Origin of the sequence: Azospirillum sp. A23, from assembly GCF_042938965.1 — a bacterium.
Classification (GTDB): Bacteria; Pseudomonadota; Alphaproteobacteria; order Azospirillales; family Azospirillaceae; genus Azospirillum; species Azospirillum melinis.
Map to the genome: position 1 here is coordinate 1,897,941 of NZ_CP170667.1, position 14,721 is coordinate 1,912,661.

Annotated in this window: 17 protein-coding genes; 10 read left to right on the top strand and 7 right to left on the bottom strand. The window is 67.2% G+C overall.

Features of this window, described 5'->3' with window-relative positions; translation table 11 throughout:
- Positions 1–4: 4 nt before the first annotated feature.
- Complete coding sequence (nifK, locus tag ABNQ40_RS26320) at positions 5–1,564, top strand: nitrogenase molybdenum-iron protein subunit beta (protein WP_109050551.1); 1,560 nt, start codon at positions 5–7, stop codon at positions 1,562–1,564.
- Between the two features lie 168 nt (positions 1,565–1,732).
- Here nifK and ABNQ40_RS26325 read toward each other — a convergent pair whose 3' ends face one another.
- Positions 1,733–2,260: a hypothetical protein gene (locus ABNQ40_RS26325; RefSeq protein ID WP_391347832.1), complete on the bottom strand. Its 528-nt coding sequence runs from the start codon at positions 2,258–2,260 to the stop codon at positions 1,733–1,735.
- A gap of 227 nt (positions 2,261–2,487) precedes the next feature.
- On the opposite strand from ABNQ40_RS26325, the gene nifE reads away from it, so the two are divergent.
- Genes nifE through fdxB form a run of 6 tightly spaced genes read left to right on the top strand, consistent with a single transcriptional unit; the run spans position 2,488 to position 6,756 of the window.
- Positions 2,488–3,906, top strand: coding sequence for a nitrogenase iron-molybdenum cofactor biosynthesis protein NifE (nifE, locus tag ABNQ40_RS26330; RefSeq protein ID WP_109050549.1), 1,419 nt, complete (start codon positions 2,488–2,490; stop codon positions 3,904–3,906).
- A gap of 5 nt (positions 3,907–3,911) precedes the next feature.
- Positions 3,912–5,294: a nitrogenase iron-molybdenum cofactor biosynthesis protein NifN gene (gene nifN / locus ABNQ40_RS26335; RefSeq protein ID WP_109050548.1), complete on the top strand. Its 1,383-nt coding sequence runs from the start codon at positions 3,912–3,914 to the stop codon at positions 5,292–5,294.
- The gene (gene nifX, locus ABNQ40_RS26340; protein ID WP_247879864.1) at positions 5,273–5,731 is read left to right on the top strand and encodes a nitrogen fixation protein NifX; all 459 of its coding nucleotides are present in this window, start codon (positions 5,273–5,275) and stop codon (positions 5,729–5,731) included. Before nifN ends, nifX begins: the two co-directional genes overlap by 22 nt.
- Positions 5,732–5,733: 2 nt before the next feature.
- A complete protein-coding gene (locus ABNQ40_RS26345; protein ID WP_109050546.1) occupies positions 5,734–6,189 on the top strand; it encodes a NifX-associated nitrogen fixation protein in 456 nt (151 codons plus the stop codon).
- Positions 6,190–6,205: 16 nt separating this feature from the next.
- Positions 6,206–6,406, top strand: a complete 201-nt coding sequence (locus ABNQ40_RS26350) for a CCE_0567 family metalloprotein (RefSeq protein WP_098740347.1) — start codon at positions 6,206–6,208, stop codon at positions 6,404–6,406.
- A gap of 56 nt (positions 6,407–6,462) precedes the next feature.
- The gene (gene fdxB, locus ABNQ40_RS26355) at positions 6,463–6,756 is read left to right on the top strand and encodes a ferredoxin III, nif-specific (RefSeq protein ID WP_109050545.1); all 294 of its coding nucleotides are present in this window, start codon (positions 6,463–6,465) and stop codon (positions 6,754–6,756) included.
- A 40-nt stretch (positions 6,757–6,796) separates the two neighbouring features.
- Here the strand turns inward: fdxB and ABNQ40_RS26360 are convergent, their stop codons facing one another.
- From ABNQ40_RS26360 to ABNQ40_RS26370, 3 genes are all read right to left on the bottom strand, one after another.
- Positions 6,797–8,161, bottom strand: coding sequence for a glutamate--cysteine ligase (locus tag ABNQ40_RS26360; RefSeq protein WP_109050544.1), 1,365 nt, complete (start codon positions 8,159–8,161; stop codon positions 6,797–6,799).
- A gap of 48 nt (positions 8,162–8,209) precedes the next feature.
- Positions 8,210–8,989 carry a 16S rRNA (uracil(1498)-N(3))-methyltransferase gene (locus ABNQ40_RS26365; protein ID WP_109050543.1) on the bottom strand — a complete coding sequence of 260 codons (780 nt, stop codon included), beginning with the start codon at positions 8,987–8,989 and terminating at the stop codon, positions 8,210–8,212.
- A gap of 176 nt (positions 8,990–9,165) precedes the next feature.
- Complete coding sequence (locus tag ABNQ40_RS26370; RefSeq protein ID WP_247879863.1) at positions 9,166–9,549, bottom strand: response regulator; 384 nt, start codon at positions 9,547–9,549, stop codon at positions 9,166–9,168.
- Positions 9,550–9,781: 232 nt separating this feature from the next.
- Here ABNQ40_RS26370 and ubiA point away from each other — a divergent pair, with 232 nt between their 5' ends.
- Positions 9,782–10,729 (top strand): 4-hydroxybenzoate octaprenyltransferase, encoded by a 948-nt coding sequence (gene ubiA, locus ABNQ40_RS26375; RefSeq protein WP_109050541.1) that lies wholly within the window; start codon positions 9,782–9,784, stop codon positions 10,727–10,729.
- A 113-nt stretch (positions 10,730–10,842) separates the two neighbouring features.
- Here the strand turns inward: ubiA and ABNQ40_RS26380 are convergent, their stop codons facing one another.
- Positions 10,843–11,622 carry a CHAP domain-containing protein gene (locus tag ABNQ40_RS26380; RefSeq protein ID WP_247879862.1) on the bottom strand — a complete coding sequence of 260 codons (780 nt, stop codon included), beginning with the start codon at positions 11,620–11,622 and terminating at the stop codon, positions 10,843–10,845.
- A 208-nt stretch (positions 11,623–11,830) separates the two neighbouring features.
- Here ABNQ40_RS26380 and ABNQ40_RS26385 point away from each other — a divergent pair, with 208 nt between their 5' ends.
- Positions 11,831–12,490, top strand: coding sequence for a methyltransferase (locus ABNQ40_RS26385; protein ID WP_109050539.1), 660 nt, complete (start codon positions 11,831–11,833; stop codon positions 12,488–12,490).
- A 31-nt stretch (positions 12,491–12,521) separates the two neighbouring features.
- Here ABNQ40_RS26385 and ABNQ40_RS26390 read toward each other — a convergent pair whose 3' ends face one another.
- Positions 12,522–13,130: a uracil-DNA glycosylase family protein gene (locus tag ABNQ40_RS26390; protein ID WP_109050538.1), complete on the bottom strand. Its 609-nt coding sequence runs from the start codon at positions 13,128–13,130 to the stop codon at positions 12,522–12,524.
- A gap of 155 nt (positions 13,131–13,285) precedes the next feature.
- Here ABNQ40_RS26390 and ABNQ40_RS26395 point away from each other — a divergent pair, with 155 nt between their 5' ends.
- Positions 13,286–13,696, top strand: coding sequence for a 4a-hydroxytetrahydrobiopterin dehydratase (locus tag ABNQ40_RS26395; protein ID WP_109050537.1), 411 nt, complete (start codon positions 13,286–13,288; stop codon positions 13,694–13,696).
- A 28-nt stretch (positions 13,697–13,724) separates the two neighbouring features.
- On the opposite strand, the gene dgcA is transcribed toward ABNQ40_RS26395, so the two are convergent.
- The gene (gene dgcA, locus ABNQ40_RS26400; RefSeq protein WP_109491018.1) at positions 13,725–14,717 is read right to left on the bottom strand and encodes an N-acetyl-D-Glu racemase DgcA; all 993 of its coding nucleotides are present in this window, start codon (positions 14,715–14,717) and stop codon (positions 13,725–13,727) included.
- Positions 14,718–14,721: the final 4 nt, after the last annotated feature.

Sequence of the window (14,721 nt, forward strand, 5' to 3'; positions counted from 1 at the left end):
GAGAATGACCGACAAGCTTTCGCAGAGCGCCGACAAGGTCCTCGACCACTACACCCTCTTCCGGCAGCCCGAATATGCGGCGATGTTCGAGAAGAAGAAGACCGAGTTCGAGTACGGCCATTCGGACGAGGAAGTCGCCCGCGTGTCCGAATGGACCAAGTCCGAGGACTACAAGGCGAAGAACTTCGCCCGTGAAGCGGTCGTCATCAACCCGACCAAGGCCTGCCAGCCGATCGGCGCGATGTTCGCCGCCCAGGGCTTCGAAGGCACCCTGCCCTTCGTCCATGGTTCCCAGGGCTGCGTCGCCTATTACCGCACCCACCTGACCCGTCACTTCAAGGAGCCGAACAGCGCGGTCTCCTCGTCGATGACCGAGGACGCGGCGGTGTTCGGCGGCCTGAACAACATGATCGACGGGCTGGCGAACGCCTATGCGCTCTACAAGCCGAAGATGATCGCGGTGATGACCACCTGCATGGCCGAGGTGATCGGCGACGATCTGCAGGGCTTCATCGCCAACGCGAAGAACAAGGACAGCGTTCCGGCCGACTTCCCGGTGCCCTACGCCCACACCCCGGCCTTCGTCGGCAGCCACATCGTCGGCTACGACAACATGATCAAGGGGATCCTGACCAACTTCTGGGGCACGTCGGAGAATTTCGACACGCCCAAGACCGAGCAGATCAACCTGATCCCCGGCTTCGACGGCTTCGCGGTCGGCAACAACCGCGAACTGAAGCGCATCGCCGGCGAATTCGGCCTGAAGCTGCAGATCCTGTCGGACGTGTCCGACAATTTCGACACGCCGATGGATGGCGAGTACCGCATGTATGACGGCGGCACCACCATCGAGGAGACCAAGGAGGCCCTGCACGCCAAGGCCACCATCTCCATGCAGGAGTACAACACGACCCAGACCCTGCAATTCTGCAAGGAGAAGGGCCAGGAAGTCGCCAAGTTCAACTACCCGATGGGCGTCACCGGCACCGACGAGCTGCTGCTGAAGCTGGCCGAACTGTCGGGCAAGCCGGTCCCGGCCAGCCTGAAGCTGGAGCGCGGCCGTCTGGTCGACGCCATCGCCGACAGCCACACCCACATGCACGGCAAGCGCTTCGCCGTCTACGGCGACCCGGATTTCTGCCTGGGCATGTCCAAGTTCCTGCTGGAGCTGGGTGCGGAGCCGGTGCACATCCTGTCGACGTCGGGTTCCAAGAAGTGGGAGAAGCAGGTCCAGAAGGTGCTGGACGGCTCGCCCTTCGGCGCCTCGGGCAAGGCCCATGGCGGCAAGGATCTGTGGCACCTGCGCTCGCTGATCTTCACCGACAAGGTGGACTACATCATCGGCAACAGCTACGGCAAGTATCTGGAGCGCGACACCAAGGTTCCGCTGATCCGCCTGACCTACCCGATCTTCGACCGCCACCACCACCACCGCTATCCGACCTGGGGCTACCAGGGCGCGCTGAACGTGCTGGTGCGGATCCTGGACCGGATCTTCGAGGACATCGACGCCAACACCAACATCGTCGGCCAGACCGACTACTCGTTCGACCTGATCCGCTGACCGGCACGCCGCCGGCGCTTCAGGTTTCGTTTTACAGGCATCGGTTCAGCCCAACCGCCGGGCCGGGATTTCCATCCCCCATCCCGGCGGCAACCTCCCCAGCCCGGAGAGTGTCGGCAACGGCGCGCTCCGGGTTTCTTTTGTCGATCTGTTTCTTTTGTTCATGGGTCAGCCATCCCGCAGCGCGAAGCCGACCACCCGTTCCAATGCACGGTCGGCCGCCGCCTGCCAGCCCTCGCCGCCCAGCTCGATCGAAGCCGGTGGCAGTCCGACCGACGGGACGGCCATGCCGTCGCGGACCGGACGGGCGCGCAGCAGCAGGCGAGGGTGGGCGCCGTCGGTCCAGTCCTGGCGGCCTTCGAGGACGACCAGCAGGATCGGGCCATCGACCGCAGGCGGCGTCTCCGCAGGGTCGGCGTCGGGCGTTACCGCGCGCAGCCCGAGGCGAACCACCGCCTTGCCGTAACCGCCGGCCTTCCGGCCGACGAGGTCGGCGGCGGCATCGCACAGCATCCCGGCCTCCGGTGGAACCGGGCGTCGGTCGAGGTCGAGGAAACGGCACGCGACGCCGATCTCACCCCCCGGTTCCTGGGCCAGCCGGATCACCGCGCCGTCCTGTGCCGCCGCGGCGGGGACTGCCGCCAGGGCCGCCATCATCGCGGCCGCATATCGCCAGCGCCTGCCGATCCGTCGCATCGTTGTTTTCCACCCGTTCGAACCGTCCTGATACGGCCGGCCCTCCCCACCCCCTGCGCGACATGTGCGACACCCGACAAGCCCCCGCAGCGGTACCGCCGATTGTCAGCTATCGGACAGGGCTGGAAAACCAGACAATTGTTATTTGCCAACGACTTGATCACTGGCACGCCCCCTGCATCACACTGATGCAAAGCCATTTCCGGCGCCAGGATGGGAGAGCGGGCATGCTCCAGGACAAGATCCAGGATGTCTTCAACGAACCGGGCTGCGCGACCAACCAGGCCAAATCGGCCAAGGAGAAGAAGAAGGGCTGCACCAAGTCGCTGAAACCGGGGGCGGCAGCCGGCGGTTGCGCCTATGACGGGGCGATGATCGTGCTCCAGCCGATCGCCGACGCCGCCCACCTGGTCCATGGCCCCATCGCCTGCCTGGGCAACGGCTGGGACAACCGCGGCTCCAAATCCTCGGGCTCGCAGCTCTACCGCACCGGCTTCACCACCGATCTGTCGGAACTGGACGTCATCGGCGGCGGCGAGAAGAAACTCTACCGCGCCATCAAGGAGATCGTTCAGCAATACGACCCGCCGGCCGTCTTCGTCTATCAGACCTGCGTGCCCGCGATGACCGGTGACGACATCGCCGCGGTCTGCAAATTCGCCACACAGAAGCTGGGCAAGCCGGTGATCCCGGTGGACGCGCCGGGCTTCGTCGGATCGAAGAATCTCGGCAACAAGCTGGCCGGCGAAGCCCTGCTGGAGCATGTCATCGGCACGGTCGAACCCGAATACACCACCCCGACCGACGTCTGCATCATCGGCGAATACAACCTCGCCGGCGAGCTGTGGCTGGTCAAGCCGCTGCTGGACGAGATCGGCATCCGCCTCCTGTCCTGCATTTCCGGCGACGGCCGCTACCGGGAGGTGGCGCAGGCCCATCGCGCCCGCGTCACCATGATGGTGTGCAGCCAGGCGCTGGTGAATGTCGGCCGCAAGATGGAGGAGCGCTACGGCATCCCCTATTTCGAAGGGTCCTTCTACGGCGTCTCCGACATGTCGGACACCCTGCGCACCATGACCCGCATGCTGGTGGAGCGCGGCGCCGACAAGGGCCTGATCGACCGGGCGGAGGGCGTGATCGCGCGGGAGGAAAGCCGGGTCTGGCGCCGGCTGGAACCCTACAAGCCGCGCTTCGACGGCAAGCGCGTCCTCCTCTTCACCGGCGGCGTCAAGAGCTGGTCGATGGTCAGCGCGCTGGAGGGGGCGGGGCTGACCATCCTCGGCACCTCCACCAAGAAATCGACCAGGGAGGACAAGGAGCGCATCAAGAAGATGAAGGGTGAGGAGTTCCACCAGTGGGACGATTTGAAGCCGCGCGACATCTACAAAATGCTGGCCGACGATCAGGCCGACATCATGATGTCCGGCGGCCGCTCGCAGTTCATCTCGCTGAAGGCCAAGGTTCCCTGGCTCGACATCAACCAGGAGCGCCACCACGCCTATGCCGGCTATGACGGCATCGTCAATCTCTGCGAGGAGATCGACAAGACGCTGTCGAATCCGATCTGGCGTCAGGTCCGCCAGCCGGCGCCGTGGGAGTCGGGCCCGTCCTCCGCCCTGATGGCATCCTCCATGGCGGCGGAGTGACGGCGATGTCCCACATTCAGCGCTTCCCCTCCGCCGCCAAGGCCGCCTCCACCAACCCGCTCAAGATGAGCCAGCCGTTGGGGGCGGCACTGGCCTATCTCGGCGTCGACCGCTGCCTGCCGCTGTTCCATGGCTCGCAGGGCTGCACCGCCTTCGGACTGGTCCTGCTGGTGCGCCATTTCCGCGAGGCGATCCCGCTGCAGACCACGGCGATGGATCAGGTCGCCACCATCCTCGGCGGCTACGACAATCTGGAACAGGCGATCCGCACCATCGTCGAGCGCAACAAGCCCGCCATGATCGGCGTCGCCACCACCGGCGTCACCGAGACCAAGGGCGAGGACATGGGCGGACAGTACACGCTGTTCCGCCAGCGCAACCCCGACATGGCCGACACCGCGCTGGTCTTCGCCAACACCCCCGACTTCGCCGGCGGCTTCGAGGACGGCTTCGCCGCCGCGGTCACCGCCATGGTCGAGCGGCTGGTCGAACCGTCGCCGGTGCGCATCCCGGCCCAGGTCAATGTGCTGGCCGGCTGCCACCTGTCGCCCGGCGACGTGGAGGAACTGCGCGACATCATCGAAGGCTTCGGCCTGTCGCCGATCTTCCTGCCCGACCTGTCGCTGTCGATTGCCGGCCGCCAGCCGGCCGATTTCACCGCCACCTCGCTGGGCGGCGTGACGGTTGACCAGATCCGCGCCATGGGGGCTTCGGCCGCCACCATCGTGGTCGGCGAGCATATGCGGGTGGCCGGCAACGCGCTGGAGCTGAAGACCGACGTGCCCAGCCATTTCTTCAACCGCCTGACCGGGCTGGAGGCGACGGACAAGCTGGTCCGGCTGCTGACGGAGCTGTCGGGCAAGCCGGCGCCCGCCCGGCTGCGGCGCCAGCGCGAAAGCCTGGTCGACGCCATGCTGGACGGGCATTTCTTCTACAGCCGCAAGCGCATCGCCGTCGCGCTGGAGCCCGACCTGCTCTATGCCGTCACCGCCTTCCTTGCCGACATGGGGGCCGAGGTGATCGCCGCGGTGTCGCCGACGCAGAGCCCGGTGCTGGAGCGGCTGAAGGCCGCCACCATCATGGTCGGCGACCATTCCGACGTGGAGACGCTGGCCCGCGATGCCGACCTGATCGTCTCCAACTCGCACGGGCGGCAGGGGGCCGCGCGGATCGGCGTAGCGCTGCACCGCATGGGCCTGCCGCTGTTCGACCGGCTGGGCGCTGGCCTGCGCGTCCAGGTCGGTTACCGCGGCACGCGGGAGCTGCTGTGCGACATCGGCAACCTGTTCCTCGCCCGTGAAATGGACCATGAGCACGGGCACGAGAGCCACGACCACGGGGAATCCCACGGCTGCGGAGGCGGATCATGCGGATGCAACGCCGTCTGAGCGTGGTGCAGGACCCACGCCCGACCAAAGGAGGATCGATGAAGGTCGCTTTCTGCACCCAGGACATGCAGCACGTCGATGCGCATTTCGGCTGGGCCAAGAACATCGCCGTCTATCGGGTCGACCGCCAGGGCCATGCCTTTCTGGAGACCTTCCAGTTCGGCGGCTCGATGTTCGAGGACGGCAACGAGGACAAGCTGGTGCCCAAGCTGGAAGCGCTGGCCGACGTCGCCATCGTCTATCTGTCGGCCATCGGCGCGTCGGCCGCCGCCCGCGTGGTGGCGAAGAAGATCCATCCGGTGAAGGTCGAGGCCACCGACACCATCCCCGCCCTGCTCGACCGGCTGGTCCAGACGCTGAACGGCAATCCGCCGCCCTGGCTGCGCAAGGCGATGGGCGAAACGCCCGAATTCCATTTCGACGAGGAGGAGGTCTGAGCATGGCTGATGTGGCTGAAGTGTCCGTCGCCGACCAGTTCGTGAAGACGCTGGTCCTGCTGTTCCGTGCCGAGGACAGCTATGGCGCCTGGGAGGGCAAGCCGGACGAGGCCCTGCTCGCCCCCTTCGTGCTGGACAAGGAGGCGCGCGCCGCCATCCCGATCATCGGCGATCCCGACCCGGACACGCTGTGGCGGTTGGAGCTGTTCTACAAGGCGGTCGGGCTGATGGTCGAAAAGCAGACCGGCCTGATGGCCTCGCCGATGATGAAGATGAGCCACGAGGGTTTCGGCCGCATGATCCTGACCACCGGCCGGCTGGTGGTGGTGTCGAAGTCCCTGCGCGACGTCCACCGCTTCGGCTTCCCCACCATCGAAAAGCTCGCCGCCGACGGCGCCAAGCTGGTCGAGGACGCCGTGGCGCTGATCCGGGAATATCCCGACGTCGCGAATCTCTGAAGCCGGGACCACGACCATGAGCGACATCGACGCCCTGAAGGACGAGATCAGGAAGCTGAATGCCCGCGCCACCCAGAAGAAGATGGATCTGCACGACCTGTCGGAAGAGCTTCCGCAGAACTGGCAGACCATCCTGACGGTGGCGCAGGAAACCTATGACGCCTTCAAGACCCTGACCGAGAAGCGGGCGGCGCTGAAGGCGCTGGAGACGGCGTAACCCCTCCCTTCCCAACGAAGAGCTTAGGCGCACCCTTTCCCGAGAGGAGCATTCCCATGGCTGAGTTCCTGACCGGCACCACACGCGGTGGTCAGAGCTGGACCCCAAAATTCGTCCAATCCATCGACCGGAAACAGTGCATCGGCTGCGGCCGCTGCTTCAAGGTGTGCGGTCGCGGCGTGCTCGACATGATCGGCCTGACCGAGGATGGCGACATCGTCGACGCCTTCGACGACGAGGCCGAGAAGAAGATCATGACGGTCAAGGAAGCGGCCAACTGCATCGGCTGCGAAAGCTGCTCCAAGGTGTGCTCGAAGAGCTGCATCACCCATGCGCCGGTGGCGGCGTAAAAGCGGGGGCTGACGCACAGGCGCCAGCCCCCCACCCGTCTCAGTACGCGTATTCCTTGAACACCGGATCGACGCTGCCGCCCCAGGGACCGTTGAACTTCTCAAGAAGCTCGTCGGCGGGGCTGCGGCCGGTCTCGGCGACGACCTGAAGCGTGTCGAGGAAGTGGGTCTCGTCGTCCCCCCAATTGTCGTTGCGGGCGCGGCGGGCCAGACCGTCGCGGGCAATCGCCAGCATCTCCAGCGCCACGTTCCGCACCGTCCCAGAGCGGAAGGTCGTGCGCAGGCCGGACCGCGGCACCTCGGCGCGCAGATGCGCCCGCTCCGCCGTCGTCCAGTCCTTCACCAGATCCCACGCCGCATCCAGCGCCACCTGATCGTAGAGCAGCCCGACCCACAGGGCCGGCAGGGCGCACAGGCTGCGCCACGGGCCGCCGTCGGCGCCGCGCATCTCCAGATACTTCTTCAGACGCGCTTCGGGGAAGGCCGTGGTGGTGTGGTCGGCCCAGTCGGTGATCAGCGGCAGTTCGCCCGGCAAAGCCGGCAGCTTGCCATCCATGAAATCGCGGAAGGACTGGCCGGCCGCGTCGATGTAGGTGCCGTCGCGGTAGACGAAGTACATCGGCGTGTCGAGCAGATAGTCGACATAGCGTTCGAAGCCGAAGCCGTCCTCGAACACGAAGGGGATGTCGCCGGTGCGGTCCGCGTCGGTGTCGGTCCAGATGTGGCTGCGGAAGCTCTGGAAGCCGTTCGGCTTGCCCTCGGTGAAGGGGGACATGGCGAACAGGGCGGTGGCGATGGGCTGGAGGGCCAGCGACACGCGGAACTTCTTCACCATGTCGGCTTCGGAGGCGAAGTCGAGGTTGACCTGCACGGTGCAGGTCCGCGTCATCATGTCGAGGCCGAGCGAGCCGACCTTCGGCATGTAGTCGCGCATGATCTGGTAGCGGCCCTTCGGCATCCAGGGAATGTCGTCGCGCCTCCATTTCGGCTGGAAGCCCAGCCCCATCATGGCGATGCCCAGCTCGCCCCCGACCTCCTTCACCTGGCGCAGGTGCCGATGCACCTCGGCACAGGTCTGGTGCAGGGTCTCCAGCGGGGCGCCGGACAGTTCGACCTGCCCGCCGGGCTCCAGCGTGATGTTGGCCATGTCCTGGACCAACGCGATGATGTTGCCCTTCTCCTCCACCGGCTGCCAGCCGAAGCGGGTCATCCGGGTCAGCAGTTCGCGGATGCCGTCCGGCCCGTCATAAGGCAGCGGCCGCAGGTCGGAGGTGCGGTAGGCGAATTTCTCGTGCTCGGTCCCGATGCGCCAGTCGGGTGCCGGTTTGCAGCCGGATTCGAGATAGGCCGCAAGCTGGCGGCGGTCGGTGATGGGTTCGCCGCGCGTTGTCGGGGGTGCGGACATGAAGTCTCTCGCGGGAAGTGGACGGAGGATCGGCCGGGTGACGGCCGGTTACGGGATCGGCGCGCGGAAAGGCGGACGCCGGTCGCTTCCCCCGGCAGTCCAATCCCCGGCCAAGGACTGCCAGCAAGCCAACGCCGCCACCACCGCCGTGTCGGCCCGCAGAATGCGCGGACCCAATCCCACCGGAACAACAAAGGGAAGTTTGGCGAGTTCGTCAAGTTCCGACTGGTCGAAGCCGCCCTCCGGCCCGACCAGCAAGGCGGCCGGACCCGGCGGCGCATCGCGCAGCACCTCGGCGACCGGACGGGCGGACCCGGCCTCCGCGCACAGATAGAGCCTGCGGTCGGCCGGCCAGCTGGCCAGCGCACGGTCCAGCGGCACCGCCTCGCCCATCTCCGGCACGCTGAGGCGTTCGCACTGCTCGGCCGCCTCCACCGCGTTGGCGCGCAGCCGGTCGAGGTTGACGCGGTTGGGGTCGGTTCGCCGGGTGAAGACCGGCCACAGGCGGGATACCCCCATCTCCGTCGCCTTTTCCGCGACGAAGTCGATGCGACCCTTCTTAAGAGGGGCGAAGACCAGCCACAGGTCGGGGGTGGTGTCCTGCTCCCGCCGCTGCTCCGCCACGGTCAGCGAGCACCAGCCCTTGCCGAAACCGTCGATGACCGCCCGCCATTCGCCATCGCGGCCGTTGAACACCGCGACGGAGTCGCCGCGATCCAGCCGCAGGACGTGACGGAGGAAATGGGCACGCTCATGGTCGAGCCCGACCGACTGGCCTTCGGCCAGCGGGCTGTCGACATAAAGGCGGGTCTTGATCGGGTCGGCCATGGCATTCGTCTCCGCGGGGCGGTGGAGACTATAGAGCGGATCGCGTGAAACCGGACGAGATTTGAAGCGCGAGGCAGACCGTCAAATACAGCGCCAAAGGGTCACGCGCTTCACGGTAGACGCAATGAAGCTTCGGACACGGGCGTCACCGGCCGAGCCCGGTCTGGAGGCTGGCGTCAACCGACGGCGATCAGGGAGTCGATCTGCCGGCGCAGGTCGTTGGGCTGAACCGGCTTGTGCAGGATGCGGATCTGGTCCGCCTTGGCCGCAGCCATCAGTTCCGCCCCGGTGTCGCCGGTCAGGATGATCGCGGGCACGGTGACGCCACAGGCCTCGCGCACCGCCCGCACGGCGGTGATGCCCGACCAGCCGTCGCGCAGCCGGTAATCGGACAGGATCACGTTGGGCGGGGGGCAGCCGGGCAGCTTCGCCAGGACGGTTTCCACATCCTCGGCGGCAAGCACCTGATAGCCCCAGGTGTCCAGCATGATCTCCATCCCGGCCAGAATGATCGACTCATCATCGATGACGACGGCGAAACGGTCCGGTGTTGTGCTCATGTCCATTTACGATTGCAGGCCGCTGAGGTTATGACAAAGAAACAGTATTGGTACGATTTTGACGAGCGCAAGATCACAGGCTGCAATTTTCCATAGCTTGAGCACGGGTGTATTGCCGCACCGCGCTTGCCGCACGGATGACAGCCCGATACCTTCCCCGTCATCCTCGCCCTGATTGCCGCCCTGATTGGCTGGTCAGACATCCTCATAGCACAGCGGAACCGCCGCCGTCATGCCCACTGCCTCCACCGGCCCCACTCTGCCCGAGTCCGGCTTCACAGACATCCGCCAGGACGGCTGGATCGCGCGGAAGCTCCCGCCCCGCGTGCGCCCTTATGTCACGCTGGCGCGACTCGACCGTCCCATCGGGACATGGCTGCTGCTGTTCCCCTGCTGGTGGAGCGTGGCGCTGGCCATGCCGCAGCCCTTCCGTGACTGGCCGACGCTGCTGTGGCTGATGGCGCTGTTCGGCGTCGGCGCGGTGCTGATGCGCGGCGCCGGCTGCACCGTCAACGACATCCTCGACCGCAAATTCGACGCGATGGTGGAGCGTACCCGTTCCCGCCCGATCCCGTCGGGTCAGGTGACGGTGCGTCAGGCCCTGGCCTTCCTCGTCGCCCAGCTTCTGGTGTCGCTGCTGATCCTGGTCCAGCTGGGGACGACGGCCATCGGGCTGGGGGTGCTGTCGCTGCTGCTGGTCTTCACCTACCCGCTGATGAAGCGCATCACCTGGTGGCCGCAGGCTTTCCTGGGGCTGACCTTCAACTGGGGCGCCCTGATGGGCTGGGCCACGGTTCAGAACGATGTCGGCTGGCCGGCGTTGGCGCTCTATGTGACGGGCGTCGCCTGGACGCTGGGCTATGACACCATCTACGCCCATCAGGACAAGGAGGACGATGCCCGCATCGGCGTGAAGTCCACCGCGCTGCGCCTGGGCGACCAGAGCAAGATCTGGATTTATGGCTTCTACACCCTGACCTATGTCGGCATCGGCATCGCCGGACGCCTGGCGGGCTTGGGCGGGCTGTTCCTGCCGGTGCTGTCGCTGGCGGCACTGCAGCTGGCCTGGCAGGTCGCGACCTGGCGGCCGGACGATCAGGGCGATTGCCTGGACAAGTTCAAGTCCAACCGCTGGTTCGGCTGGCTGGTGCTGGCGGCCATCCTGGCGGGGAAGATCTAGGCAGGCGCTCTGCGGGTGTCGGCCGCGATGCCGGCACACCGGCACAAGCAAGAGGGCAAACGAAAAGGGCGGAGCCAAGCCCCGCCCTTCCTGAAAACCTGACGCTATGCCGCTCAGCGCTCGCTGGTGTCGGCCAGCTGGGCGACGGCGTTGCCGGAGCCGGGCTTGCGACCGGGGGCGACGGTGCGATGGCTGCCGGGACCGGAAAGCTCGGCGACCGTGACCGGGGCGGACTGCGCGCTGGACGGCTTGCGCGACGGCAGCACGGCAACGTCGATGCGCTGCGGCTTCTGCGGCGTGTGGGAGGCGACGGCGGTCGTGGCCAAGCTCTGCGGCTTGCGGCCGGGGACCGACACGCTGAGGTTCTTCTGCGGCTGCAGGGAGGCTTCCATCATGCGCGGGCCGCTGGCCTTGGCACGGCCGCGCGGGCTGCTGGCGAAGCCCTGGTCCATGCCGCGGTCGCCGGCATCCAGCATCCGGCCGCCGCGCTGGTCGTCGGACTCGCCTTCCGGCAGGATGAAGCCGTAGGCGGCGTAGACGCGCAGACCCATCTGGTCGGTCGGCTCGTGCCAGACGCGGACGGCGGACCAGTCGTTGTTGCGGGACACGTCGACCACCCGCATGCCGCGGCGCAGACCGTCGCCATCGATCCAGCTGTGGTCGACCTCAATGGTGCGGCGGTCGATCACCGCGCTGACCAGCGAGACGTGACCGCGGCGCATGTGGCCGGTGCGCTTGAAGACGAGGACGGAGCCGATGGCGGGGCGGTGTTCGCGGTCATACTGGCCGGCGGCATGATCCCACCAGGTCCAGGCGTCGCCGCGTATGGTGAAGTCGGAGATGGAGCGGACCGTCCGAACGCAATCGCCGTCTTGTGCGGCAGCCGTCGACACGGTAAGGGGGCTCAGCGCGATCAAAGCCGCAAACGAAAGGCCGATGGCGGTTCCCCTCTGCCGCATGACTCCCCCAATCCCTCTGTTTTCCCCTGGTGGAAACGGGTAACACGGGTTCGCAGCTGTGTCTACACCGTTTGAATTATGTAACATTCATAAGCCGCCGCCAGCCTTCCTCCCAACAGCGGAGCCCCTTGGGAAACCTCGTATGAACAATGCATCCCCGCCAGATTTCGTCCGCGATAACACGACGCTGACGACCACGCCGCTGTTGCCGGAAATCCAGCTTCATCTTGCCACCGAAGTCACTCCACTCTGGCAGGCAACCGAGGAGACCTTGGCCGCCACGAATTTGCCACCGCCATACTGGGCTTTCGCTTGGCCGGGGGGACAGGCTGTGGCGCGGCTGGTGCTCGACCGGCCGGAGCTGGTGGCCGGCAGGTCGGTGCTCGATTTTGCCGCAGGCACCGGGCTGGTCGGCATCGCCGCGATGAAGGCGGGGGCGGCGCGGGTCCAGTCCTGCGACATCGACCGCTTCTCGCTGGCCGCCATCGCGCTGAACGCCGAAGCCAACGGGGTGGAGGTCAAGCCGGTCAGCGCCGATCTGGTCGGCCGGCCGCTGCCGGGCATCGACGTGGTCCTGGCCGGCGACGTCTGTTACGAGCGGCCGATGGCGGAGCGGGTCACGGCATGGCTGCGCGGGATCGCCGCCACCGGCACGCTGGTGCTGCTGGGCGATCCCGGCCGCGCCTATTTCCCGGCAAGCGGCATCGAGAAGCTGGCGGCCTACACCGTCCCGACCTCGCTGGAGCTGGAGGACCGGGAGGCGCGCGAAACCGCCATCTGGCGCCTGTTGCCTGACGCTTGATGCCTGAAGCTTGATGCCTGACGCCTGATCCCTACTGACGATTGAGACGCGACACGGCCAGCCGCAGGTCGGCCAGGAAGGTCGGCTGTTCCACCAGCTGGCCGCGCAGCAGATAGCTGGGGTGGAAGGTCGGCACCACCTCCACCCCCTCCAGCAGGCGGCAAGGCAGCACCGTGCCGCGCAGCTGCAGGATGCCGTTCTCCCCGGTCAGCGCCCAGGTGGGCGTCCGGCCAAGCGCCACGATCACCGACGGGCGGTAGTCGGCCAGGGTGGCGCGCAGATGCTCGATCTCGCCGGCGAACTCGGCGAGCAGCCGGTCCGAGGTGCCGAAGGCGCCCCAGCTCTCGTCGATCTCCCGCCCCTCCTTGCGGGCGCGGGCGCGCGAAGAAAAGAAGTGCCCCACCTTGTTGCCGGGCGGCTGGTGGCGGAAGACGTTGGCGACGAGGCATTCCGCCCGCTCGATGCCGACGGCGGCCAGCGATTCGTCCAGCAGCTTGCCGCTGCGTCCGACGAAGGGGGTGCCCTGCCGCGCCTCCTCGGCCCCCGGCGCCTCGCCGACGATGGCGAGCCGCGGCCCGTCCACCGGCTTGGTCGGATACTGGTAGTCGGCGAAGGGCATGTCGGTGCGCAGGTCTGTCATCGGATCGGTTCCAAAAGTGCATCTGGCAAAAGTGCATCGCGAGGATGCAGGCAGGGTGCCGGACTTGCCGAAGCGTCGCCCGGAACCCAAGCTTCTAGGCGGTACGCTTCTAGCGCAGACCACCAGTCAAGGCCACCAACAGGGGAGAGACCGGGATGACACCACAGGCGCCGACGACGCAGGAACTGGCAGCGAAGACCTGCGAACCCTGCCGCGGTGGGATACCGCCGATGGACCGCGCGATGGCCGAGTCCTATCTGGTGCAGGTGCCGGGCTGGGTCCTGAAGGAAGGTCCCGACCGCATCGAGCGCGACTTCAGGTTCCCCGACTTCGTCCAGGCCCAGGCCTTCGCCAATCAGGTGGGCAACCTGTGCGAGGCGGAAGGCCACCATGCGGAGATCCATTACGGCTGGGGCCACTGCTCCGTCGCCTTCTGGACCCACAAGATCAAGGGCTTGCACGAGAACGACTTCGTCATGGCGGCGAAGGTCAACGGGCTGGCCGACGCGCCCTATGTGCCGGCATCGGTCGGGACCCCGCCGCCGCCCTATGTGCAGGGGGCGTGAGGAGCACAGGTGGGGGCAAGGCCTTGCCCTACCCCCACAGCTCCGCCGACGGCGGCTGCACCACCGCGCCGTCATAGACCAGCCCCGGCTCGCGGTCGCGGGCGAGCAGCAGCGGGCCGTCGAGGTCGACATAGCGCGCCCCCTGCCCCACCAGCATCGCCGGCGCCATCGCCAGCGACGTCGCCACCATGCAGCCGACCATCACCTCGAAGCCCATGGCGTGGGCGGCGGCGGTCATCGCCAGCGCCTCGGTCAGGCCGCCGGTCTTGTCCAGCTTGACGTTCACCACCCGATACAGCCCGCGCAACCGCTCCAGCGACTCCAGCCCGTGGCAGGATTCGTCGGCGCCGAGCGGCACCGGGCAATCGACCCCGCGGAGCGCCTCGTCCTGGCCGGCGGGCAGCGGCTGCTCGATCATCTCGACGCCCAGCCCGACCAGCACCGGGGCGAAGCGGTGCAACTGGTCCAGCGTCCAGCCCTCGTTGGCGTCGACCACCAGCCGGGCGGTGGGAGCGGCGGCACGGACGGCGGCGACACGGTCGAGGTCGCCGTCTCCCGTCAGCTTCATCTTCAGCAGGGGATGACGCGGCGCCCGTTCCCGCGCCGCGGCGGCCATGGCGGCGGGCTCGTCGACGCTCAGCGTGTAGCAGGTGATGAGCGGCCCCGGCGGCTGGGCCAACCCGGCGAGCGTCCAGGCCGGCACGCCGCTGCGCTTGGCCTCCAAGTCCCACAGCGCGCAGTCCAGCGCATTGCGGGCGGCACCCGGCGGCATCAGCCGGCCCAGCGTTTCTCTGTCGAGTCCGCCCGCGACCGCGTCGGCCATCGCCTCCAGCGCGGCGGCGACCCCGTCGACGCTTTCGCCATAGCGGGCGTAGGGCACGCATTCACCGCGACCGCGGTGGGGACCGTCGGTCACCTCCGCCACCACCACCGCGGCCTCGGTCTTGGCCCCGCGCGAGATGCGGAAGGCCCCGCGTATGGGAAAACTCTCGCGACGGACGGTCAGCTGTTGGGCGGACATGCTC

Excerpts from the sequence above, each read along its gene's own strand:
- nifK (WP_109050551.1), top strand. The coding sequence starts at position 5 with ATGACCGACAAGCTTTCGCAGAGCGCCGACAAGGTCCTCGACCACTAC.
- ABNQ40_RS26325 (WP_391347832.1), bottom strand. The coding sequence starts at position 2,260 with ATGCGACGGATCGGCAGGCGCTGGCGATATGCGGCCGCGATGATGGCG.
- nifE (WP_109050549.1), top strand. The coding sequence starts at position 2,488 with ATGCTCCAGGACAAGATCCAGGATGTCTTCAACGAACCGGGCTGCGCG.
- nifN (WP_109050548.1), top strand. The coding sequence starts at position 3,912 with ATGTCCCACATTCAGCGCTTCCCCTCCGCCGCCAAGGCCGCCTCCACC.
- nifX (WP_247879864.1), top strand. The coding sequence starts at position 5,273 with ATGCGGATGCAACGCCGTCTGAGCGTGGTGCAGGACCCACGCCCGACC.
- ABNQ40_RS26345 (WP_109050546.1), top strand. The coding sequence starts at position 5,734 with ATGGCTGATGTGGCTGAAGTGTCCGTCGCCGACCAGTTCGTGAAGACG.
- ABNQ40_RS26350 (WP_098740347.1), top strand. The coding sequence starts at position 6,206 with ATGAGCGACATCGACGCCCTGAAGGACGAGATCAGGAAGCTGAATGCC.
- fdxB (WP_109050545.1), top strand. The coding sequence starts at position 6,463 with ATGGCTGAGTTCCTGACCGGCACCACACGCGGTGGTCAGAGCTGGACC.
- ABNQ40_RS26360 (WP_109050544.1), bottom strand. The coding sequence starts at position 8,161 with ATGTCCGCACCCCCGACAACGCGCGGCGAACCCATCACCGACCGCCGC.
- ABNQ40_RS26365 (WP_109050543.1), bottom strand. The coding sequence starts at position 8,989 with ATGGCCGACCCGATCAAGACCCGCCTTTATGTCGACAGCCCGCTGGCC.
- ABNQ40_RS26370 (WP_247879863.1), bottom strand. The coding sequence starts at position 9,549 with ATGAGCACAACACCGGACCGTTTCGCCGTCGTCATCGATGATGAGTCG.
- ubiA (WP_109050541.1), top strand. The coding sequence starts at position 9,782 with ATGCCCACTGCCTCCACCGGCCCCACTCTGCCCGAGTCCGGCTTCACA.
- ABNQ40_RS26385 (WP_109050539.1), top strand. The coding sequence starts at position 11,831 with ATGAACAATGCATCCCCGCCAGATTTCGTCCGCGATAACACGACGCTG.
- ABNQ40_RS26390 (WP_109050538.1), bottom strand. The coding sequence starts at position 13,130 with ATGACAGACCTGCGCACCGACATGCCCTTCGCCGACTACCAGTATCCG.
- ABNQ40_RS26395 (WP_109050537.1), top strand. The coding sequence starts at position 13,286 with ATGACACCACAGGCGCCGACGACGCAGGAACTGGCAGCGAAGACCTGC.
- dgcA (WP_109491018.1), bottom strand. The coding sequence starts at position 14,717 with ATGTCCGCCCAACAGCTGACCGTCCGTCGCGAGAGTTTTCCCATACGC.